Genomic DNA, 22,593 nt, shown 5'->3' on the forward strand with positions numbered 1-22,593 from the left:
CACACTGTCGTGCACAAAACCGGCGGAAAGAACCAGTGGTTCTACTCCTGCGGCGGCTCCGCCATGATGACGGTAGGCACAATCATCGGACGACGACGCCACTTCTTCGCCACCCACTTCCCTACCGTACGACGCACTGTTTGCGCCATACGATACGGATCATTCTCTGCCTCTTTTGCCAGCTTCCGTAGTGCTTTCTCCACTAACTCTGGCACATCATCCAGCGCATCCGGCTCATCAGTGAAGCCTTTACCCATCACCTGCGGAGTAGCAAGCGGCTGTCCAGAGCGGCGGTCAACCACTACCGTAGCCGCGATGAAGCCGCCTTCACCCAGGATGGCGCGATCGGCCAACACATCACTGCTAATATCACCGGTCGACAAGCCGTCAACATACAGGTGTCCTACCGGTACTTGCCCCGCAATCGATAGACGACCTTCGAAGAGGTCAACACACACACCGTTAGCAGCGAAAACCACGCGGTCCGGAGCGACTCCCGTCGAAACTGCTAAATCGCGATTATAGCGCAGATGACGCCACTCCCCATGAACCGGCATCACATTCGATGGGCGAGCTGCGTTGTAGAGGAACAGGAGGTCAGTAGAGTAACCGTGTCCCGACACATGGATATTCGCGTCGTGGTTAGTAATAACCTTGATACCGCGTTGTGCAAGCGTATTTAGCATGCCGAACACAGTCTCTTCATTACCAGGCACCACAGATGAGGACATGATGACGGTATCGCCATCTTGCAGACTTACCTGGCGGTGCTCACTGCGCGCCATACGCGCCAGCCCCGCCATCGCCTCTCCCTGAGTACCCGTCGTCATCACAACAACCTCGTCACGACGGTATTTGTTAATATCCTGAGCGTCAATAAGGTCGTCATCTGAGATAGTGAAGAGACCCATCTCACGGGCAATAGCCATGTTGCGGACCATTGAGCGCCCGCTCAAGGCCAACTTACGATGTGCCGACACGGCGGCATCGGCGACCATCTGTACGCGGGTGACGTTAGAAGCGAAACAGGCCACAACAACAAGTTCCTGCGCATCGCGGATGAGGCGACGCAAGGCTGGCTCAATTTCTGCTTCGCTCGGAGCCAAACCTTTATGAGTGGCATTCGTCGAATCGACGAGCATGAGATCTATACCGTCATCACCAAAACGGGACAACGCAGGCAGATCGGTGGGCAGATTATCTTTAGGAGTTTGATCGACTTTGATATCACCGGTTTGCACAACTACCCCAGCTGGGGACTTCACTACCACACCCAGTGCTCCCGGGATCGAGTGATTCACGTGGAAAAACTCGACGGTAAAGGGGCCTGCCCTATGGCTCGATTCTCTCGTCACATTGATGCAATGTGGATGCAGCCGATGCTCCTCACACTTCGCCTTAACCAGAGCATTTGTAAACTCGCTGCCAACGATGGGAATATCTGGCCGCAGCTTGAGAAGGAAGGGAATAGCCCCAATATGGTCTTCATGGCCATGGGTGAGAACAAGTGCCTCGATATCATCGAGCCGATCTTCCAGGTATCCAAAGTCTGGCAAGATCAGATCGATCCCCGGCTCCGATGAGCTGGGGAACAGCACACCGCAGTCGCAGAGAAGAATGCGCCCGTCGTATTCGTAGGTCATCATGTTACGACCGATTTCGGACACACCTCCCAGAGCTACTAGTCGCATAGCCCCCGGGGGGAGCGGAGCGGGAGAAGGGAGCGGTTCAGAAAGGTCCATCCCCTGCATCATGTGCACACCACCATAATTCGACTCGGTGTACATCTCTGCAGAAGAGTTGGTGGAGCTGGCGTTGTCGTTATCATAGGCCAAAGTTTCGGAGTTAGCCTCAGGCGGCCCCATGCGGCGAGTAACGCGCTTGCGGCCGGTACGTTTCGTATCAGACATACTTATCCTTCAATTGTGTATCCCCGCTGTGGGGATAAGGCGACGGTCATCGTCGCGAGCGGTCTAAAAAGATGCGACAGCGTTCAACGGCACCCCGTGGTTCGAATGTCTCCCCCTCCACCATAACCATCTCATCCCTCTAGATAGTCCCGGTGACGTCATACTCATAGCAGATTTGCCGAAGCGCCCTGTTTACAGCACACCTACCTGACGCAGGTCTTCTGCTAAAACATCCATGGTGGCAGCATCAAGTGGCACCTGTGGCAATCGTGGAATACCGACGGGTACACCAATGAGCTGCAGGGCAGCCTTGGCGAAACTCACTCCACCAGAACGAGCCATGGCACGATTGAGCGGGAACATGGTGGCATTCAACCGCAAGGCCTCGGCGAGATCGCCGCGGTCAAACGCATTCCGCATCTCCCGCAGAGTGCGAGAGGCCAGGTGCCCCACCACTGACACGAATCCTGTGGCTCCAACGGAAAGCCACGGAATATTGATAGGATCATCGCCAGAATAGAGGGCTAGTTCGGTGTTCTGGTAGAGACGACCACCGGCAGCCAGGTCCCCTTTAGCCTCTTTGATAGCCACAATGTTGGGGACTTCCGCCAACCGCATGGCCGTTTCCTCAGCAATCGGGGTAGCAGTACGCCCAGGAATGTCGTAAAGCATCACGGGGCTATCGACGGCTTCAGCAACTGCTTTGAAGTGCTGGTAAAGACCCTCTTGCGGGGGCTTCGAGTAGTAGGGAGTAACGACCAACAGTGCGTCTGCGCCTGCTGCTTCCGACTTCCGCGCCAACTCAATGGAAGACGCCGTGCTGTAGTTCCCAGCTCCCGCCACGATCTTGGCACGATCGCCCACTGCTGCCTTTACCTCACGCATCAGTGTCAGTTTTTCTTCAGTGGACGTCGTCGGAGATTCACCAGTCGTACCAGCCAGTACAAGGCCATCGCAGCCATCATCGACAAGCTTCTTGGCGAGCTTTACACCTGCGTCAATGTCGAGCTTCATATCCTTGTCGAAGGGGGTCACCATTGCGACAAGGACGGTTCCAAAGTGCTCTGCAGCGCGAGTGCTGGCCATTCCGTTCGTCATAGCTTTTAGACTACCCGTTTCTCTCGATGATTGAGGAACTGAGGACTATGTTAAAGCGCGATCCTCAGCACTCTTTCACTATAGTGCCCCCGGTTGGCCAGACTGATTCAATCCATGGCATACGGGCTGGTGGCAATTTCTGAACCGTCGGACAGCACGGAGATCTCAAAGTCTCCGAACACAGTAGGGGCGATGTTTTGTAGCTGTCGCAAACATGAAATAGCCAGCTGACGGATCTCCACATCCGCATACTCGGTTGCCCGCATGCCGATGAAGTGACGCCACGACCGCAAATTTCCCGTCACCACTATGCGCGTTTCCGTGGCATTTGGGAGAACTGCACGGGCTGCTTGACGAGCCTGTTTACGGCGCAAAAGAGCATTCGGTTCAGTCGCGAACTTCTCTTCTAAAGCAGTAAGCAGAGTTCGGTAGGCCTCCCGGCTTTGGTCAGCGGCGGCGGTGAACACTTCCACCAATTCAGGATCGTCTTCAATAGCGGGGGGCGGAACAACAAGTGCATCCTCCTCCGGCACAAATCGTTGAGAGAGCTGCGAATAGGAAAAGTGCCGGTGACGAATGAGTTCGTGCGTACAAGAACGGGAAATACCCGTGATATAGAACGTCACATTGGCGTGCTCGAGCAGCGAAACATGCCCCACTTCTAGCACGTGTCGGATGTACCCAGCATTTGTCGCCGTATGGGGGTTAGGCTTGTCCCACGTTTCGTAGCAGGCACGGCCTGCAAACTCAGTCAGCGCTTCCGCACCCTCCGCATCTGTTTCCCAAGAGAGATCTGCAGGCGGTTCAAAGTGTGTGTAAGCGACGAGTTGAACGCGCATCGTGACCAGGTTGGTCATGCTAGGCCCAGCACCTCATCAAGACCGAAGGTAAGACCAGGACGCTTGTCCACTTCGCGCACACCCAGCAGAACACCGGGTACGAAACTCGTTCGATCCATGGAGTCCTGCCGAATCGTGAGGGTTTCTCCCGGACCCCCGAGGAGAACTTCCTGATGAGCGATAAGACCACGCAAACGAACGGCATGGACGTGTACTCCATCCACTGTCGCACCACGTGCTCCCTCGAGGCTCTGGGTTGTAACATCAGGACTATCAGCAACGTTAGCGGCGTGGCGGGCTGCCGCAATACGCTGTGCCGTAGTCACAGCGGTACCGGATGGAGCATCCGCCTTATCTGGATGATGAAGTTCGATAACTTCCACCGATTCAAAGAACTTCGCAGCTTGCTCAGCGAAACTCATGCACAGCACAGCACTAATAGCAAAGTTAGGGGCGATGATAACCCCCACACCAGGGTTTTCTTCGCACCAACTGCGAACCTGCGCTAGACGTTCTTCGGTAAAGCCAGTGGTTCCGACCACACAGTGAATACCGTGCTTAATGAGCCACTCCAGATTGTCCATAACGACGTCGGGGTGGGTGAAGTCAATGATGACCTCAACACCATTATCGACAAAAGTCTGCAGATCGTCGTCGCGATCGACAGTGGCAGCCAACTCTAGATCTGGGGCAGCATTTACTGCCTCACACATGGTCTTGCCGACTCGACCGAGGGCACCTACTATACCGACTTTCACCAGTTCAGCCATCTTCTGTCCTTCTCTCCCTCGGGCTCAAGGGATTCTACATGAGCACCAGCTCTTCATATTGTGCTCTAGTCTACTCTGTGGCAAGAGTGTGGAGCCCAGTCACACGACTGGGCTCCACACTCTTCTAAACACTCAATGCTACCTATCGCGGCCAGCACCTTCACTTGGAACAGCTACTATGAAGCTAGGTGCAGCTAAACCAAGGTGTACAGCACTGGCCAGTACTGCCTTTTCCACCTTGTCGACGTCCTCTGCATTGATGAGGGCAATCGCAGAACCACCAAAACCGCCACCGGTCATCCGTGCACCCCATGCACCACACTCGAGAGCCGCATCAACCGCACTATCGAGTTCAGGGCAACTGACTTCATAGTCATCACGGAGTGACTCGTGGGAGGCCGTCATTAAACCACCAACTGACTCGAGACCATGTACCGCGTCAGCGTCCTTAGGGTCACCAAGTGCTCCCTTCCGCAGAGCCTCAACGAGCGACTCCGTTCGACGAGATTCGGTCACAATGTGGCGCATTCGTCGTGCGACGAGATCCAACCAAGCTTGCTTGTTCTTCTTCTTTTCAGCTTCAGGCTGAGTTGCAGCCCATTCGACGGCACGATCGACAAGCTTGTGTTCCCGGTGCGGAGCAGTGACGTTGAGGCCTTCCATCACACGGTCAACCACTGCACGGCGGGAGGCGTACTGTCCATCACCAAGGTTATGCGGAGCATTGGTATTCATAACGAGGATGGCGAGGCCATTGCTATCGAGGTCGAAAGGAACCTCCGCGACCGAATTCTCACCCATGTCGAGTTCAAGCACTTCACCTGCCTGTCCGCGGAAGGATACCGACTGGTCTAGACCGCCTGTCGACGCACCCACAACATCGTTCTCAGCACGAATACACGCTGCAACAAGGTGATTGGAGGGCTCGTCGACACGCCCCTCATCCAGACTCTCCAAGCCCGGTCCGGTGAGATCGAAAACCGCACAGGCGGCGGCAAGTTCAATAGCGGCAGAACTGGATAGACCTGCACCCAACGGAACATCGGAGACAAACACCATGTCGAAGCCTGAGTTCTCCGTTAAGTTGACACCGATAGCTTCGGCATCCTGCCACATACTCCAGATGACGCCCGCTGGATATCCCGGCCAACTGCTAGGGCTACCAGGTCCTACTTCAGCCAATTTCCCCTCCCACTGCGACGCCTTTCGGGAATGGGGAAGGCGGGAGGCGAGACGTATCACTCCATCCTCGCGCAGTGCAGCAGCGCAGTAGGTGCGGCGGTTAATCGCAAAAGGCAGGCAGATACCGGCAGCATAATCGACGTGTTCGCCAATAACGTTGACGCGTCCGGGAGCAGACCATACCCCGCTAGGTTCATAACCGTAAGTGTCAACAAAGAGCTGTGCAGCAGCGTCAGCACTCACCATGACAGATGTGTCACTCATGTTCTGCGACCTCTCGGAGTCGTTCGGCGATACGTTCGGGGGTAGTGTCGTTAATCCACACCGCCATGGCAGACTCAGAACCAGCGAGGAACTTCATCTTGTCGGAGGAACGACGCAGGCTGAAGAGCTGCAAATGGAGACGACCGAACTCGCGTCCCTCATTCACTGGTGCTTGGTTCCAGCCTGCAATGTACGCAGTCTTCTCAATTCCGGGGAAGAATCGATCAACTTGGCGCAGCAAGCGCGGGTACACGACTGCCAATTCAGCACGCTCTTCTTCAGAGAGTGCAGGGAAATCCGGAACATCCCGCTTGGGTACCAGCATGACTTCCAACGGCCACTTCGCGGCGGCAGGCACGTAGGCGAACCAACACTCGCTCTCAAAGACCACCCGGGTGCGAGCGTCAAGCTCCGCCATCACAACATCGTGCTGTAGCTGCCGTCCTGTTTTCTCGAAGTAGGCGCGCGACTGCCGAAGGATAGCTTCCGTGCGCGGCGGAAGGAAGGGGTAAGCGTAAATCTGGCCATGCGGATGCTGTAGCGTGACCCCAATTTCCTCCCCTCGGTTCTCAAAACAGAACACCTGCTCAATACCATCCAGAGCAGATAGCGCCGAGGTTCGATCTGCCCACGCTTCAATGATGGTGCGAGCGCGTCGCTCAGACAGCTCGCAGAAACTTCCCGTGGGGTTGGGGCTGAAGCAGACAACTTCACAACGGCCGCGTCCGGGCGCTTGGGGAACAAGCTCCATCCCATCTACCGTGCTGGGCAATTCCTCATCAAGATAAGCACTACGGGCGAAGGACGGGAAACGGTTTTCGAATACGACAACGTCGTAATCGTCGGCCGGAATCTCAGTTGGCAACTGCCCGGGTTTCGTGGGACCTAGCGGATTCTCGTTCGCCGGTGGCATGAATGTCCGGTTCATCCGGTGTGCTGCCAGCGCTGTCCAGTCACCCGTCAAAGGATCACGACGCATAGAGCTAAGCGGGGTGGATTTGGGAAGATCTCGCCCGTCATGAAGTTCGCGGGTGTCGCCCCCAGATAGATAGGGTTCGGAATCGTCAAAGTAGATCAGTTCGCGTCCATCAGACAGCGTTGTTACTGTTTTCCGGACGATCGGAGTCACATCCCCCGCTGGCTCGGAAGCGGGTCGTTTTTCCGTGTGAGACACAGTACTCCTCATAAGTAAGTTGTTTAATGTTGTGCGGGACTGCCCTTGTACCTATTATGGCGAAACAGACCCCACTCGCGTGGCAATCCATGGCGAGCGGGGTCTGTCTCTATACACGCTACGAAAGCGAGCAGCAGCTATTTTTTGTCCTCTTCGAGGGACACAAAAGCATCGCCACTAGCAATTGATTTATCTTCGATGTCGGCAGCTTCCTCAGTAAAGCTCTCCGGGTCAGCCGGAACAATTTGCGGGCGAACCTTTGCCCACACGAGGAAGAAGACACCCACCACCAGAAGGACAATTCCGACGATGAGGTTAGCGTTGATGTCACCGGTCTTTGCAGCATCGGCAGCGTCGTAGGACACGGCACCGAGGAGCGTCAGAATGACACCGTAGATGGTCAGTAGTAGACCGATAATGTTGCGGACGTCGAAGGCGCCAGCGGTCGTAGTCTTCTTAGCCATGGGTATTCACTCCTAAGCGAAGATGATGTTGAGAGCGATGACCAGCACCAGCGAGATGATGGCCAACGGGACCGGACGGCGGTACCACGCACGACCAGCATCACGCGGATCGTGGAAGTGTTCCTTCGGGGTCTCGGAGTAAACGAAGCCCACCAGCTCGCTCGCCGGCTTAGGCTTGGTGAATATGGAGACCACTACGGCAAGCAGCACGTCCACCACGAAGGCGGTAATGGCGCAAATGAAGGCGAGGCCCTGGCCCGGCAGGTGAATGACGCCCACCTGGCCAAGGATAAAGACCACAACGGCGGACAAGGTGCCGCACAGTAGCGAGACCCAGCCTGCGGTCGGAGTCATGCGTTTCCAGAACATACCCACAATAAACGTTGCGAATAGCGGTGCATTGAAGAAGCCGAACAGAGTCTGCAGGTAATCCATCAGGTTGGAGAAGGATGCAGCCAGCAGAGAGGTACCAATAGCAAGGATGGTAGCGGCGACGGTAACGATACGTCCCGTATTCAGATAGTACTTGTCGTCCTTGTCCTTCTTAATGTAACGCTGCCAGATGTCGTAGGTGAAGACGGCGTTGAAAGAGGAAATGTTGGCGGCCATACCAGTGGTAAAGGATGCTAACAGACCAGCCAGAACGACACCGAGAAGGCCGTTAGGAAGCACGTCACGCATTAGCAGCAGAATGGCGTCGTTGTACTTGAGACCATGAAACGCTAGGGTGGCGGCATCAGCACCGTTAGCGTAAGCCATTCCCTTGTAGGCCATCATTTCGTTCACGAGAACTGCGGCGATCATACCGGGCAGCACGACGATGAAGGGAATGAACATCTTGGGGAAGGAACCGATGATCGGGGTACAGCGAGCAGAATCCATGGTATTGGAGGCCATAGCACGCTGAACCTCGACGAAGTTAGTGGTCCAGTAACCAAAGGACAGCACGAAGCCGAGGCCGAAGACGATACCAATGACCGAAAGGACGGGACTGTTGAAACCGGAGAGGGCTTCACCCGGCCAAGTGTGCAGCTGCTGTTCGCCCAGTAGACCATCATTGATGACCTTTTCTTTGAGTCCGTTCCATCCCCCCACACGGTGCAGACCGATAAGGGTCAGGGGAAGAAGGCCCGCCACCACGACGAAAAACTGCATAACTTCGTTGTAGATAGCGGCGGAAAGACCACCGAGAGTGATGTAGGCCAGCACGATAATGCCGCCAATAATAAGGGACACCCACATGGGTAGACCGAAGAGGCGGTTCACCACAAGCTGCAGCAGGTAGAGATTTGTACCCGCGATGAACAGCTGTGAGAGTGCGAACGAGATGGAGTTCACGAGGTGAGCTCCCACCCCGAATCGCTCGTGCATGAACTCTGGCACCGAACGTACCTTGGAGCCGTAGTAGAAGGGCATCATGACCACGCCGAGGAACAGCATGGCGGGAATCGCACCTACCCAGTAGTAGTGGAAAGTCGGGAAGCCATACTGCGCACCAGTAGCGGACATACCCATAAGTTCAGTGGCACCGAGGTTGGCAGAGATGAATGCCAGACCGGTAACCCATGCGGGCAAGTTACGCCCAGAAAGGAAAAAGTCGATGCTGCTCGAAACCTTGCGTCGAGCCAGCATGCCGATGCTCAGAATGAAGCAGAAATATACTGCGATGATCAGGTAGTCCACCCAGATGGCGTCTAGCCTGAAGTCTACCGCGCCTTCAGCGAGGATCATTGGTCTCCTTCGAGTTGCCCATTGTCGCTCTCAATGTGACAGTGCACTGTCCAGCGGTTAATTCACACCTAAAGCGAGACTATGACCGGACATTGTTGTCATTCATTGGTGGCCGTGGAGGCACGCCCTAGGTACCGAACGTTTTGCTCAGTTGGAATTACACTAACAGTCCAGAACTTCCTGAAAATGAAAATTGGCAACTGGTAGAGCTCTTCTGAATCGTTTTCTCATGCAGTATTTACTCATGCTTAGCGGGCGGGATGGGGATTAGCTGGGGTTTCTATACAGCCCTAGAGTGGCCGTTTACACACGACAGGAGAACCGATTCAGTGAAACTACTTGCCACCGCTACAACATACTGAAGCCCCGACCCTCTAGAAAAGGATCGGGGCTTCAGAACACTGTAGAGAACGCGTCTGCTACGACGCTATCGCTAACCGTGACGTGGCATGAGTAAAGACGTCTTACTCGTTGCCGTCACTATCATCTACGGGCACCAGGGAGATCTTGCCGCGCTTATCAATATCAGCGATTTCCACCTGCAGTTTGTCGCCAACATTAACAACATCTTCGACCTTGGCAATGCGCTTACCCTTACCCAGTTTCGAGATGTGCACCAGGCCATCACGTCCTGGGAGCAACGACACGAACGCTCCAAAGGCGGTGGTCTTCACCACCGTGCCGAGGAACCGTTCACCAACCTTTGGCAGCTGCGGGTTAGCAATCGCGTTAATAAGGTCGATAGCAGCTTGTGCGGCATCCCCATTGGTGGCGGAGACATAGACCGTACCGTCATCCTCGATGGAGATATTGGCACCAGTCTCCTCGGTGATGGCGTTAATCTGCTTGCCCTTAGGACCAATGACCTCGCCGATCTTGTCAACCGGGATCTGGATACTCGTAATCCGCGGAGCGTAAGGGCTCAGCTCATCAGGTGCGTCAATAGCTTCATTCATCACATCAAGGATGGTGAGGCGTGCATCACGAGCCTGTGTGAGAGCAGTCGCCAGCACCTGGGAGGGGATGCCGTCGAGTTTAGTGTCAAGTTGCAAGGCAGTAATGAAGTCCTTGGTGCCAGCTACCTTGAAGTCCATATCACCAAAGGCGTCTTCGGCACCAAGGATGTCGGTGAGCGCCTGATACTGCATTTCACCGTCGACCTCGTCGGAAACCAGACCCATTGCGATACCTGCAACCGGAGCCTTCAGTGGCACGCCTGCATTGAGGAGCGACATGGTCGAGGCACAGACCGACCCCATTGAGGTGGACCCATTGGAACCGAGAGCTTCGGAAACCTGACGAATGGCGTAGGGGAAATCCTCACGAGACGGGATCATCGGCAGCAGAGCGCGCTCAGCAAGAGCACCATGACCAATTTCACGACGTTTCGGTGAGCCAACACGGCCAGTGTCGCCCGTGGAGTAAGGCGGGAAGTTGTAGTGGTGAATGTAGCGCTTGCTCTCCTCGGGACCGAGGGAGTCAATCTGCTGTTCCATCTTCAGCATGTCAAGGGTGGTCACACCCATAATCTGGGTTTCTCCGCGCTCGAAGAGAGAGGACCCGTGTGCGCGCGGAATGACCTCAACTTCTGCAGAAAGGGCACGGATATCGGTGACGTCACGACCGTCAATACGGAAGTGGTCCTTAAGGATACGCTGTCGAATGATCTTCTTGGTGATGGCCTTGTAGGCTCCGCCAATCTCGCTCTCGCGTCCTTCGAACTGCTCAGCAAGCTCTTCAAACACCTTCTCTTTGAGCTCGGAGTCGGCAGCTTCGCGTTCTTGTTTGTCTGCGATGGTGTAGATCTTCTCCAGTTCCGACTTGGCGGCCTTCTCCACAGCCTCGAAGGAATCATCCTGATAAGCCGGGAAGAGGGGGAACTCTGCGGTTTCCTTGGCGGCTACGCTAGCAAGCTGCTGCTGCGCGTGGCAGAGCTGTGCGATAAAGGGCTTGGCAGCCTCCAGACCACCTGCAACGACCTCTTCAGTGGGTGCTTGTGCTCCACCGTTAACGAGCTCGACGACCTCTTCGGTTGCGCCAGCTTCCACCATCATGATGGCGATCTCCGGCTTACCAGTGCCGTCATCCTCAGAAACAATACGGCCGGCCACCGCCATGTTGAACACAGCCATCTTGAGCTGTTCGACAGTCGGGAAGCACACCCACTGCCCCTCCGGGTTGGATTCAGTGGGGATAAGGGCGATCCGGACACCACCGACCGGCCCGGAGAACGGTAGACCAGCCAGCTGGGTAGAGCAGGACGCTGCGTTGATGGCGACACAGTCGTAGATATCGCCGGGACGCAGACTCAGCATCGTGACAACCACCTGCACCTCATTGCGCAGGCCGGACACAAAGCTGGGGCGAAGCGGACGGTCAATGAGACGGCAGGTAAGAATAGCGTCAGTGGTCGGACGACCTTCACGGCGGAAGAAGTTGCCGGGGATCCGTCCCGCAGCGTACATGCGCTCTTCCACGTCAACTGTCAGCGGGAAGAAGTCAAAACCTTCCCGGGGTTGCTTAGAAGCAGTCGTGCACGACAGCATCATCGTTTCGTCATCAAGGTACACAACTGCGGAACCCGCAGCTTGCTTAGCCAGACGGCCAGTCTCGAAACGGACATTACGCGTGCCAAAAGCACCGTTATCGATGGTGGTTTCGGTTTCGAAAACGCCCTCTTCCACCTCGAACTCACGGAGTTCAGTCATAGGGTTATGCATCTTTCGTCTGGGAGCCACCTAGTCGGAAACATGGTCATCGATCGAAGCTGCCGGAGCACTGCCTTTCCTCACACCTCGACACAGCTCGTCTTATGCCACGTCAGAAAGGATTTTGCGAAGAGAATAGGTCCGACAACCACCACCGAGGACCGTTCACACGTAGGTCAGCTCCAATGGGTTAGCCTCAGGCGGGCTTTAGTGACACTTTTAGTGTAGCAAATCCCGAGGTAGAACATGCAGCAGCAGCATCGTGGGCGTGTTCCTACGAGTTGACGTGCTGCAGGTCACCTCTCCCCTATTACGCCCCCTCGGATCTTTTCCGGCATACTAGAACCTAACAATCGATGTGATTCTTGTGTTCATGACACTGCAGAATCATCGCGCAGAAACCGTGCGTCCCCCCACTCTTGAGAATCGCACCGCACTAGAAAGGCTACACCGTGACCGATATGTCGCCTGATCGTGAAGTACTGACGTGGGAAGGATTCGGTTCCGCCTCTCGTGAGCTTGCACAAATGGTTGCCGATGACGGATACCGGCCCGACCTCATTCTCTCTATTGCCAGGGGTGGACTCTTTGTCGCCGGCGCTTTGGGCTACGCCCTCAATGTGAAGAACCTTCATGTGATGAACGTGGAGTATTACACCGGTATAAACGAACGCCTCGATCTCCCCGTTATGCTCCCTCCAGTTCCGAAGCCGGGCATGCTGCAGGGCGCTCGTGTACTCATCACTGATGATGTGGCTGATACCGGTGCCACACTTCGATTCGTCTACGACTTCGTACAAGAATACGTCGCTGATGTGCGCTGTGCAGTGGTCTTCGAAAAGCCTCACTCCACGGTAAAGTGCGAGTATGTGTGGAAGCGTACCGATCGGTGGATCAACTTCCCGTGGTCTACCCTACCGCCCGTGGAATTCCCCGACGGCGCATAGTTTCTGCAGATAACGAACGTGTGGCCTTGCTCTTCTCCCTGGAGTGGGGCCACTTTCCTGTCGTTGCTGTCATCTACCTGCGTGCGGAAGTGTCCACCGGATGGACTCTTCCGCACGTAGCCTGGAACCTATCCACAAAAAAGCCCCTCACCTGGAAAAACTTCCACAGAGAGAGGCTTAGATGCGCTGAACGTCAGTCAGCTATGTCTCGTGCTGATGACGCACTTTAGCGACGCAGACCAAGACGCTCAATCAGGGAGCGGTAACGCTCAATGTCGACATCTGCAAGGTACTTGAGCAGACGCTTGCGACGACCAACGAGGAGCAACAGGCCACGACGCGAATGGTGATCGTGCTTATGAACCTTGAGGTGCTCAGTGAGGTCAGAGATGCGCTTCGACAGGAGGGCCACCTGGGCCTCCGGGGAACCGGTATCGGTGTCATGCAGGCCGTACTCGGCGAGGATTTCCTTCTTCTCGGCGGACGAAAGGGCCACGAGATTACTCCTTGTTTTTCAGTGTCGTGTATCAATAGAGCCTCCTCCCCTTGATATCCGGGGGAAGGTGGTGCACCGTCACGAACCACAGTGAACACCGAGCTGTCAGTCTATCAGGAAATAGCACAAAATAGTGAAATCATCGCCGCAGTATGTCCCTACAGACACTGCTTCGTTACGCACCAACCCTAGCGGGGGCCGTTACCACAGTTCAGTAGGGGGAACGGTAGAGTCCTCCAGGATCTCTCGTGTCTTTGCCACATCGCGGTGCATGTGCTCCAAGAGATCGTCAACGAAGTCAAACTTTTCCATACCACGCACACGACCGACAAACTCGACAACCGCGTATCGATGGTAGAGATCGGCATCCTCGTCAAGCACGAATGCCTCGACAGTGCGGACCGCCCCGTCAAATGTGGGATTTGTACCTACAGACACCGCCGTGGGGTACCACTTCTGGGACTCAATCGTGCCCTCTACCTCGCCTTCATCAACGATGGCGAACCACCCTGCATACACGCCATCAGCCGGAAGTGCAGTATCACTGGCAAAGCTGATGTTGGCGGTGGGGAAACCTAACTGGCGTCCGCCCCTGCCGGCCCCATGAACCACTTCCCCTTCAACTCGCGGTAGGTGGCCAAGAGCCTGGATAGCATCCTTGATGCGAGAATCTGCCAGCGACTGACGGATGTAGGTGCTGGACACTGTGTGTCCCTCTTCTTTAAGGAGGGGGACAACCTCAGTGGTGAAACCGTACTCCTCCCCCAACTGGGTGAGAGTCTCCGGAGTGCCCGCAGCACGTGCGCCGAAGGTAAAGTTCTCTCCCACCACGACATGCTCAGCATGGAGCCTGTCTACCAGCACTTCCTTTACAAAATCTGCGGGAGCCTGGCCAGCACGTTCCGGGGTAAAGCTGAGGACGACAAACTCATCGATCCCGATTTCATGCGCCAGTTGGGCACGGAATTCGAGTGTGGAAAGACGGAGGGGAGCAATACCTTTACCCACCACTGAAGAAGGGTGAGGGTGGAAGCTGAGCATGAGAGAGGTGATGCCATGCTTCTCCGCATAGTGGGCGGCAGCTGTCGCTAAACGAGCGTGTCCCCGGTGGAGCCCATCAAAGACTCCAATGGTGACAACGCTAGGGCCGCGGTCGAGCGGATAGTTTTCTACGCCTTGCCAAATATGCACAATACCAGGGTAATGGGTGAGAGCCGATGGAGGGAATTGACGAAGCATCGACAAAGCCCAACGAAACGGTAAACAGCTACTGCAAGGTGGCAGGACGCGCGACAAAAACAGACCGTACAATCCTCCGGTTTGCGTTATCAAACGTCTCTTCTAGCAGCGCGATCGTACGCCCCTCTGGATCGATCCCAGCATAGATTCCCGGTAAGCCAGCGGGAGCAATACGCTGCCCCAGTGACACTTTGGTCGCTTCCTCAGCTGAGAGGTGACGAGTCTCTCGCCCGATACATGCAGCAGTATCCAGGTCGAGGGTAAGGCGAGCCCGCTCCCCTGCATCGATTGCCGCTTTATATGTCTCCAGGGGCTGCGCATATGACAGGTCGAAGTCTCCAACTCGAGTACGCCGCAAGGCTGAGAGATGTGCGTGCAGACCTACCTGTGCGGCCAGGTCGCGGGCTAGAGCCCGCACATAAGTTCCGGCTGAACAGCTCACCATAGCGCTAAGCTGCCACCACCCCTCGGGGGTGCGATGAATGTCTGACAAGGAAAACTCATCCACATGGATCGGACGTGCCGCCAGCTCAACGGATTCTCCCCGTCGTACACGCTCGTAGGCCCGCACCCCCTGAACTTTGATGGCAGAGACCGCAGAAGGAACCTGCTGGCTCTCGCCGATGAACGTTGCCGCAGCGTCGTGCAGTTGGCTTTCGCTGAGAGCGTCCAAAAGCTCGGAGGCATCCGTAGCACACACCTCGCCCTCCGCATCTTCTGTAGAGGTCGCCTGGCCGATCACGATAGTGGCCTGGTAACTCTTCGACTCCTTCAGAAGAAACGGCAGCAGCTTTGTCCCCCGCTCAATTCCCACGACGAGAACGCCGGTGGCGGCAGGATCAAGAGTGCCGGAGTGACCGACACGACGCGTGCGAAATGCCCTTCGCAGTACGGAAACAACATCGTGGCTGGTCATACCGGCAGGTTTATCAACGACGACGAGCCCAGAGTCAGCTAAGCGAACAGGACGACGAGACATGTCGCCTAGTCTACATGTGGGGTGGGAATAACTAGCGCTGTGACAATGAGACCTTTGTCGACCACCCATACCCCGCTGCATTCTGCGAATTCACTGCACTGTGGGGAGATGTCCGCATAGAGCGCCAACAGTTGCTCTTCAACTCGGGCGCTAAACCTGCCGGAACCGGAAAGGTGGGTTGTAGTCTTGGATGCCTCTGAGGTGACGCTGTCTACGATGAGTTTGAGCTCTGCGTCCTCGAATCCTAGCCAGGCACCAGTTACGGGATACCAGGCTTTGTAGAGGGCTTCTTTTGCGGAAAAGAGCACCGTGTCAAGGGGAAGATGCACCGCTTGCTGGCTGAGGTGCTGCCGTTCGCCTGGGCTCGCAATTGACTCCAAGACATCGGGAAATAGTGGCTGGGCACGTTCGGCATCGAGGCCTAATGTCAGGACTCGATCGGTCGTCGCGACAAGCGCACCTTGGAAACCATGTGTGTGTGTCAAGGTTCCACATACCCCAGCAGGCCAAAGTGGGGCGCGCTGTTCATCGCGGAGAAGCTCCCCACGCGGGTAACCAAGTGTGCTGAGCAACTCGTGTGCGAGGAGACGTGTTCGGGCAAACTCCCATTGGCGGCTGGGCACAGCGTGTGCTACCAGCGCGCGCTCTGTCGGGGGGAGGAGTGCAAGTGCTTCTGCAGCGGCATCCGGAGTAGGGGCGAAATCGTCGCCATCACAGAAGCAGCTTCCGATTACTCCGTGACCAAGATGAGAAATAAGCTGGTGGAAAGTGTAAAGGTGCTGGCTCATAATCGTGCTTACTTTAAAGCGTCAGGCGTTCCATATATAAGCCACTTTCCACTTCGCTGTCGGATAAGCCCTGCAATTGCCCTCACAACAATGAAAAGAACGAAACCACCCCATAGCCCAGCCAACCCCCAGTGCATGCTGTAGCTCAGCCAAATCGTCGGAAGATAGCAGGCAAATGCGGCGCCTGCGGTGACATTTCGAAGAAAAACAGCATCCCCAGCACCGAGAAGGACCCCGTCACATGCGAATACGGCCCCTGCCACAGGGAGCAAGCACACCATAAACCACCATGGAATAGATGCTTGAGTAAGGACTGCTGAGTCGTGGGTGAAGACTTTCGGAATCACACTGTGCAACGCCGCATAGGAGAAAGTCAACGCCGTAGCGATTAGAGTCCCGCTCACCACAATCTGCCGTCCCAGACGGCTCGTCTCGGTGGTGCGCTGCGCACCAAGAGACTCCCCCACCAATGACTGCGCAGCAATCGCGATGGAATCAAGTAGGAGGGATGTAAAAACCCAGATCTGCCACACAATTTGATGAGCTGCGAGCGCCTCCGCCCCAATACGCGCAGCCACCGCTGAGACGGAGAGAAAACATACTTGGAAGCCAAGCGATCGCACAATGAGGTCTTTGCCCATATGGAGCTGTTCACGGATGACTGTCCACTGCGGTTTCCACGACAGCTGATAGTGCCGGGCTTCTCGAATTAGTGCAATTAAAAAGAGTAGCCCAGTAACTGATTGTCCTATTATGTTGGCCCAAGCTGAACCGTGCAGACCGAACGAGGGCACAATCCCCCAACCGTAGATAAGGACTGGGCACAGAACAGCAGATAAGCCGAAACCAACAACAACAAAAATGGGGGGTCGGCGGACCTCTTGGATACCTCGCATCCATCCATTCCCCGCCATAGATACAAGGATAAACGGAACTCCTCCTAAGGCGATGCGCAGCCACAGCACAGTATCAGATGCTAATTCACCCCCGCCAGTGAGGAGCTGAGCGATGGGCTCCAGAAAAATCTGCATGATAACGAGGATGCTGACACCTACCAAGAAAGCGAGCCAACTTGCCTGCACTCCCTCCTGACGGGCAAGTCTCGCCTCGCCAGCCCCATAGAACCGTGCAGACCGTGCCGTTGTCCCATAGGACAGAAAAGTGAGCTGCGATGAGACAACTGCCAGAACCGTGCCACTAGCAGCGAGTGCTGCCAGTTCAACTGCTCCGAGATGACCAACGAGCGCAGTATCGAAGAGAACATAGAGCGGTTCTGCGGCAAGAACAACAAGCGCAGGAAGTGCTAACCGTAGGAGGTCACGAATGAGGTGTTGTGAGGAGTGCGGAGACGAGGTAGACATCGCTAGTTCAGTGCCCGGTATCCGTCGTGCAGCGGTGGATCATTCAACATGGTAAGAATCTGGTCGAGCACCTCAGCCAACGTGCTCTGCACGGTGAAGCCGGCGGCACGACGATGCCCTCCGCCCCCGAGACGACGGGCAATTTCCGCGACATTGATAAGACTCCGTGAGCGGAGCGATCCGGTCCATGTCCCGGGAGTCATCTCACGCACGACCAAGGCTACTTCTGCTTCTGCAGTAGTACGGACCACATCAATAAGTGCTTGCACGTCTTCGGGGCGGGCGTGGCGGTAAACATCATAAGGGACTGTTGCGTAGACTAGGCCTCTCTCCCTTCCCGCATCCTCGATTAAGGTAGCCGTCTGCAAGACTGTGGCGAGCAGTTCAAGGTAGCTGAAGGGCCGGGTGTCTAGGAGTTGACGAGTGAGGGTATCCGAATCGATTCCTATTTGTACAAGGCGTGCTGCATCGCTGTGTGCCCGTGGGCTTCCCCAGTGAAATCCTCCTGTATCGGTGAGCAGACCAGCAAAAAGGCACTGTGCGACATCTGTGGTCAGTTCTACGCCAAGTTCATCTAGTACGTCCAACACAAGCTGAGCTGTGGCATCGGCGCGTGGAATGATAACGCTATGGGTGCCAAAGCCGTCATTTGATCGATGATGATCGAGAATGAGGGTGTAAGGCACTTTCTCGGCAAGATGGTGCAGTTCTCCCATACGATCGGCAGAACCACAATCCACGACCACAACAAAATCCAGGTCGTCAGGCAGCTGGTTGGGTCGCACAATACTCTCCGCACCGGGCAGAATCTGTAGTGTTTCTGGAGTGCGGTTGGGTCGCGCAAAACTCAGCCAGGCTTCTTTCCCCATGAGATGTGCGATATGCACAACTGCCAGACCTGAGCCAATCGCATCGGCATCAGGATTAACGTGTGCAATTACGGCGATTCGGTGGGCATGGTCAGCGAAAAGACGGGCTGCTTCAGCGATCGTAACGTGCTGTGCGGTCACTCGTCTCCTTTCTGAGGTAGTATCCCCTGCACTCTATACGCGACGTCAGATTCGGCATCCTCGTTGTCCCGGTAGGGGTTCGCTTCACCAGCAGGTGAGGCTCCTTCCCGTGCCTTCGCAGTAGCCGCATCAGCAGCGCGTGCTTGTGCTAGTAGCTCCTCCATGTGGAGAGCAGCATCGGGAACGGTGTCAGCCTCGAAACGCAAAGTGGGGGTAAACCGAACTCCCGTTCTCTGACCGACCAAGGTGCGCAATTGACCTTTAGCCTTGTTAAGTGCGGCAGCAGCGGCATTGACATTGGGAGTCGCATCCAACGTCTCTCCCCGTACCGTGTAGTAGACAGTGGCGTCGTGAAGGTCTCCGGTAAGCCGCACGTCAGTGATGGTGACGTACTGCAAACGAGGGTCTTTAATTTCTCGGTCGATCGCGGTAGCGACGATCTCACCGATGCGCTTTGCGAGTCGGCGCGCACGGGGCGATGATGTCATAAGGCCCTCCTCTGACGAAGTATGCCGTGCACAATGTACGGCATGACAGTGTGTATCGTACCTTTCGAGAATACCCAATAACAGGGTGAACAGGTGAGGCAGCTTCCTCGAACGGGGAATAAGGGGAAGCTGATATGTTGCCAAGTTTTGAGGGAGCGGTACCCCCTTAGCCGTCGTGATTTCGTCTTAGCTGAAAAACCCAACGTCTACCAGGATGCAGTTGACTAAGTTCTATAGAGAAAGCCATCCATTCCATGAGGAGACTACTGTGACGGTCGAAACCGCTATTACCCCAGAGCTCCGCAAGTCTCGCATCTCCGCTGCCTGCGCATTCGGCGTTCATGCCATGCTGCTGGTGGCGTTGGTAACGTCCTTGCCGAGCCTCGTTCCCATCCTCGGGCTTGAACTCCGCCATGTCGCGTACGTCGTTCTCGCTCTCTCCATTATCGCTGCAGTGGGTTCTACCCTCATGACCTTGGTCGCGAAGCGTACCTCCTCTGCATTCTCCATCCGTATCGCTCTTGGCATGCTAGTTGTCTCTGGCCTGTTCCTTGCTTTTACTCCTGCTGCATCAGAAAGCGCCCGTCTGCCTTTGTTCTGCGCCGCCATCCTGATCTATGGACTCTCTGTTGGTTCCATTGATGCCACGACCAACATGCAGGCCGTGGCTATCCAGCGTCGCTACGGACGGGTGATTCTTAACTCCTTCCACGCAGTGTGGTCAGTGGGTGCCATCATCGGCTCCTTGCTGGTGTCGGCCGGCCAAGCGATCGGTGACATGGCCGGATTTGGCCCCAACAAAAATGCTGCTGGTGATGTTGTTTCTGATCCTTACCTCTACCCACGCTACATGTGGACGATGATTACGGTTGTCCTCATCCTCGCCGTTGTAAGTCTCATCATCTCCCCGAAGATGCTCGAATATGGCCGTGAGAAAGACTCGATGGTCGATGAGCAGGGTAACAAGATTAAGTTCGCCGCGCCGATGAAGGCCTTTGCTGCCCTCTGTGCAGCCATGGCGTTCTTCTATGCTATCGACTTTGGTATTCAGAACTGGTCCCCGCTTTATTTGGAACAGCTCCTCGATGCAGATAAAGCCACCGCTCCTCTAGGTGTTACGGTCTACACCATCTTTGGTTTGATCGCCCGTTCCCTCGCCGATCGCGTAGTCAACAAGCTGGGTGAGGTCAAAACTCTCGCACTGGCTGCAGTTGTCTCCATCATCGGTATGATTGTCGTGCTGACAGCTTCGAACGCTATCGTAGCTGTGGTTGGTTTCGCCATTGTGGGTTGTGGTGTTCCGATTACCGCACCTCTCTGCTTCTCGACTGCCGGATACATGGTTCCCATAAACCAGATGGACGAGGCCGTCGGCCGGCTCAACCTGTTCAATTACGCTGGTACCGTTTTCGGTGGCGGCATTGTCGGTTTGATTGCTGGCGACAATTTGAAGATCGCTATGATCTTCCCCTTGGTGATGGCAATTCTGCTTCTGCTGACCTCGCCGTCCTTTAAGAAGCCTGACGTCATTGTTGACTAAAGTACCCGTACTGCCCGGCAGTACGTAGTATTTCCAGCCTCATAACGATGCCCCCTCCAGAATCATCCGGAGGGGGCATCGTTATAGGAAACTGCATATGGAGTTAGGTGGATCGTCTCCTATTTGAGAACATTCGTGAGTTTGATGTCACCAACATCCACCCACTTTATCGCCTTCCTCAACAGCTTCCAGGTTGGTGGGACGGCGAAAGAAGGGGGACAGGCCCACAAGGGCGACACACATCACGAGCGGGAAGATCATTGCTACCTTCATATTGCCTTGCGAGATGAGACCAACCACACCGCCGCCCAGCAGGGTGCCAATGTAGTTGAAGAGGTTAAGGCGTCCAATAGCTTCGTCGAGCTGTTCCATTGGCACCAGGTAGCCTGCAGTCGAGAAGCAGAGAGGTGCGGTAATCGGAACACCACAACCCACAATGGCGAAACCAACCACGGCCACGACCGGGGACTTAGCGAGCAGAACGATGACCATACCAATAAGGGAAATGATGGAGGCGACGAAGAGGGTCCTGCTTTCACCAAAGCGGCGGGCGAGCCGATCAGCGACGATACGGGCAATCATACCGAGAACCATGTAGCAGGAGAGACCCAGCGGAGCAATGGCCTTATCAGCATGCTCGATATCCGTCAGGAAGACCGCAGACCAGTTCTGAATACCAAAGTCGATGGTGTAGAAGAAGACCATGGCTGCGCAGAGAGCTGCGAAGATCTTCATTGGCGGATTGAACTTCTTCTTCACATCAGCGCTGGTCTCGTCCTCTTCATGACCGTACTTGAGCATCTTCGGGGAGATGATAAAGATGACGATTGTGAGGAGGATAATGAGGGTCAACATCGTCCACATGTAGCGCTGGTAGAGGTAAGGATCGCCGTCAGCGGTGGGGCCGAATCCCATCTTTCCAGCAGCCCACTGGCCCAGAGAGACTACGAGGGAGCCGACGATGGCACCGGCCGACCACACTGCGTGGAAGGAGTTGAGAATCACTCGTCCGTAGCGACGCTGGATAGCCACGGCCTGCATGTTGGTCGTTGCATCAAGTGCACCCACGGCAAAACCATAGAAGATCGTGCAGACTATAAAGACGGGGATCTTAGAGCTACCGGGGGCTGCAGGGCCGAAGGTGAGGCCAAAACTGGCAAGGATAAGTAGTGCAAGTGCGACACGAATAGCGAAGGCGCTGGAAGTCTTACTAGCAACAATGGTAATAACCACAGAACCCACTGCGGCGAAAGCTGAAAGAGCGAGAACGACGAGAGCGATCTTGGAAGCTGAGATACCCAGTAGGGGCATAAGAGAGGGCAGAGATGTTAGGAGAGCCACCATCAGCATTGCCTGAATAGCAAACGCTGCGGAGTCTGCAGCACGAGCTTTCTTCAGCTCGGGGGTGATAGTGGACAGGGCTAACGGATCCGCGTTCTTGGTAAACAAAGACATCAACGTCTCCTTTGGGCGAATTACTAACCTGCACTCACACTATGACTCTTACGTCCCTCTTATTTTTCGGCTCTCTAAAACCTTTCTGAGCGTCTGAGAACTTTCTTAATTTCTTGCGCAGCAGTGCCCTTGTGAATCGATGTGAGACTC

Annotated in this window: 19 protein-coding genes; 2 read left to right on the forward strand and 17 right to left on the reverse strand. The window is 55.4% G+C overall.

The window, feature by feature from the left end:
* Nucleotides 1-41: 41 nt before the first annotated feature.
* From Q0X28_RS06375 to Q0X28_RS06415, 9 genes are all read right to left on the reverse strand, one after another.
* Nucleotides 42-1,910, reverse strand: a complete 1,869-nt coding sequence (locus Q0X28_RS06375) for an RNase J family beta-CASP ribonuclease (RefSeq protein ID WP_298577150.1) — start codon at nucleotides 1,908-1,910, stop codon at nucleotides 42-44.
* 192 nt (nucleotides 1,911-2,102) lie between these two features.
* On the reverse strand, nucleotides 2,103-3,008 hold the full coding sequence (gene dapA, locus Q0X28_RS06380; RefSeq protein WP_298577152.1) for a 4-hydroxy-tetrahydrodipicolinate synthase: 906 nt from the start codon (nucleotides 3,006-3,008) through the stop codon (nucleotides 2,103-2,105).
* A gap of 107 nt (nucleotides 3,009-3,115) precedes the next feature.
* The gene (gene thyX / locus Q0X28_RS06385; RefSeq protein ID WP_296237282.1) at nucleotides 3,116-3,865 is read right to left on the reverse strand and encodes an FAD-dependent thymidylate synthase; all 750 of its coding nucleotides are present in this window, start codon (nucleotides 3,863-3,865) and stop codon (nucleotides 3,116-3,118) included.
* On the reverse strand, nucleotides 3,862-4,617 hold the full coding sequence (gene dapB, locus Q0X28_RS06390) for a 4-hydroxy-tetrahydrodipicolinate reductase (RefSeq protein ID WP_298577154.1): 756 nt from the start codon (nucleotides 4,615-4,617) through the stop codon (nucleotides 3,862-3,864). Before dapB ends, thyX begins: the two co-directional genes overlap by 4 nt.
* Before the next feature lie 138 nt (nucleotides 4,618-4,755).
* Nucleotides 4,756-6,063 (reverse strand): galactokinase, encoded by a 1,308-nt coding sequence (gene galK, locus Q0X28_RS06395; RefSeq protein ID WP_298577156.1) that lies wholly within the window; start codon nucleotides 6,061-6,063, stop codon nucleotides 4,756-4,758.
* Nucleotides 6,056-7,237, reverse strand: coding sequence for a galactose-1-phosphate uridylyltransferase (galT, locus tag Q0X28_RS06400; protein ID WP_298577158.1), 1,182 nt, complete (start codon nucleotides 7,235-7,237; stop codon nucleotides 6,056-6,058). Before galT ends, galK begins: the two co-directional genes overlap by 8 nt.
* 137 nt (nucleotides 7,238-7,374) lie before the next feature.
* Complete coding sequence (locus Q0X28_RS06405) at nucleotides 7,375-7,701, reverse strand: hypothetical protein (RefSeq protein WP_296237289.1); 327 nt, start codon at nucleotides 7,699-7,701, stop codon at nucleotides 7,375-7,377.
* A 12-nt stretch (nucleotides 7,702-7,713) separates the two neighbouring features.
* On the reverse strand, nucleotides 7,714-9,432 hold the full coding sequence (locus tag Q0X28_RS06410; RefSeq protein WP_298577160.1) for a sodium:solute symporter family protein: 1,719 nt from the start codon (nucleotides 9,430-9,432) through the stop codon (nucleotides 7,714-7,716).
* A 464-nt stretch (nucleotides 9,433-9,896) separates the two neighbouring features.
* Nucleotides 9,897-12,140, reverse strand: coding sequence for a polyribonucleotide nucleotidyltransferase (locus Q0X28_RS06415; RefSeq protein ID WP_298577162.1), 2,244 nt, complete (start codon nucleotides 12,138-12,140; stop codon nucleotides 9,897-9,899).
* A gap of 461 nt (nucleotides 12,141-12,601) precedes the next feature.
* Between Q0X28_RS06415 and Q0X28_RS06420 the strand changes: the two genes are divergently transcribed.
* Complete coding sequence (locus Q0X28_RS06420) at nucleotides 12,602-13,087, forward strand: phosphoribosyltransferase (protein WP_296237703.1); 486 nt, start codon at nucleotides 12,602-12,604, stop codon at nucleotides 13,085-13,087.
* 226 nt (nucleotides 13,088-13,313) lie between these two features.
* On the opposite strand, the gene rpsO is transcribed toward Q0X28_RS06420, so the two are convergent.
* From rpsO to rbfA, 7 genes are all read right to left on the reverse strand, one after another.
* A complete protein-coding gene (rpsO, locus tag Q0X28_RS06425) occupies nucleotides 13,314-13,583 on the reverse strand; it encodes a 30S ribosomal protein S15 (RefSeq protein WP_053961424.1) in 270 nt (89 codons plus the stop codon).
* 201 nt (nucleotides 13,584-13,784) lie between these two features.
* A complete protein-coding gene (locus Q0X28_RS06430; protein ID WP_298577165.1) occupies nucleotides 13,785-14,774 on the reverse strand; it encodes a bifunctional riboflavin kinase/FAD synthetase in 990 nt (329 codons plus the stop codon).
* Nucleotides 14,775-14,850: 76 nt separating this feature from the next.
* On the reverse strand, nucleotides 14,851-15,801 hold the full coding sequence (gene truB, locus Q0X28_RS06435) for a tRNA pseudouridine(55) synthase TruB (RefSeq protein ID WP_296237301.1): 951 nt from the start codon (nucleotides 15,799-15,801) through the stop codon (nucleotides 14,851-14,853).
* Nucleotides 15,802-15,806: 5 nt separating this feature from the next.
* Nucleotides 15,807-16,589, reverse strand: a complete 783-nt coding sequence (locus tag Q0X28_RS06440; RefSeq protein WP_298577167.1) for a 4'-phosphopantetheinyl transferase — start codon at nucleotides 16,587-16,589, stop codon at nucleotides 15,807-15,809.
* 8 nt (nucleotides 16,590-16,597) lie between these two features.
* On the reverse strand, nucleotides 16,598-17,950 hold the full coding sequence (locus Q0X28_RS06445; RefSeq protein ID WP_298577168.1) for an MATE family efflux transporter: 1,353 nt from the start codon (nucleotides 17,948-17,950) through the stop codon (nucleotides 16,598-16,600).
* 2 nt (nucleotides 17,951-17,952) lie between these two features.
* Nucleotides 17,953-18,960, reverse strand: a complete 1,008-nt coding sequence (locus Q0X28_RS06450; RefSeq protein WP_298577170.1) for a bifunctional oligoribonuclease/PAP phosphatase NrnA — start codon at nucleotides 18,958-18,960, stop codon at nucleotides 17,953-17,955.
* Complete coding sequence (rbfA, locus tag Q0X28_RS06455) at nucleotides 18,957-19,448, reverse strand: 30S ribosome-binding factor RbfA (protein WP_296237310.1); 492 nt, start codon at nucleotides 19,446-19,448, stop codon at nucleotides 18,957-18,959. The genes Q0X28_RS06450 and rbfA overlap by 4 nt, the downstream gene beginning before the upstream one ends.
* 268 nt (nucleotides 19,449-19,716) lie before the next feature.
* Here rbfA and Q0X28_RS06460 point away from each other — a divergent pair, with 268 nt between their 5' ends.
* A complete protein-coding gene (locus Q0X28_RS06460; RefSeq protein ID WP_298577172.1) occupies nucleotides 19,717-20,988 on the forward strand; it encodes an MFS transporter in 1,272 nt (423 codons plus the stop codon).
* 147 nt (nucleotides 20,989-21,135) lie between these two features.
* Here Q0X28_RS06460 and Q0X28_RS06465 read toward each other — a convergent pair whose 3' ends face one another.
* Nucleotides 21,136-22,443 (reverse strand): MFS transporter, encoded by a 1,308-nt coding sequence (locus tag Q0X28_RS06465; protein WP_298577174.1) that lies wholly within the window; start codon nucleotides 22,441-22,443, stop codon nucleotides 21,136-21,138.
* Nucleotides 22,444-22,593: the final 150 nt, after the last annotated feature.

The organism is uncultured Lawsonella sp., from assembly GCF_947252745.1.
GTDB lineage: Bacteria > Actinomycetota > Actinomycetes > Mycobacteriales > Mycobacteriaceae > Lawsonella.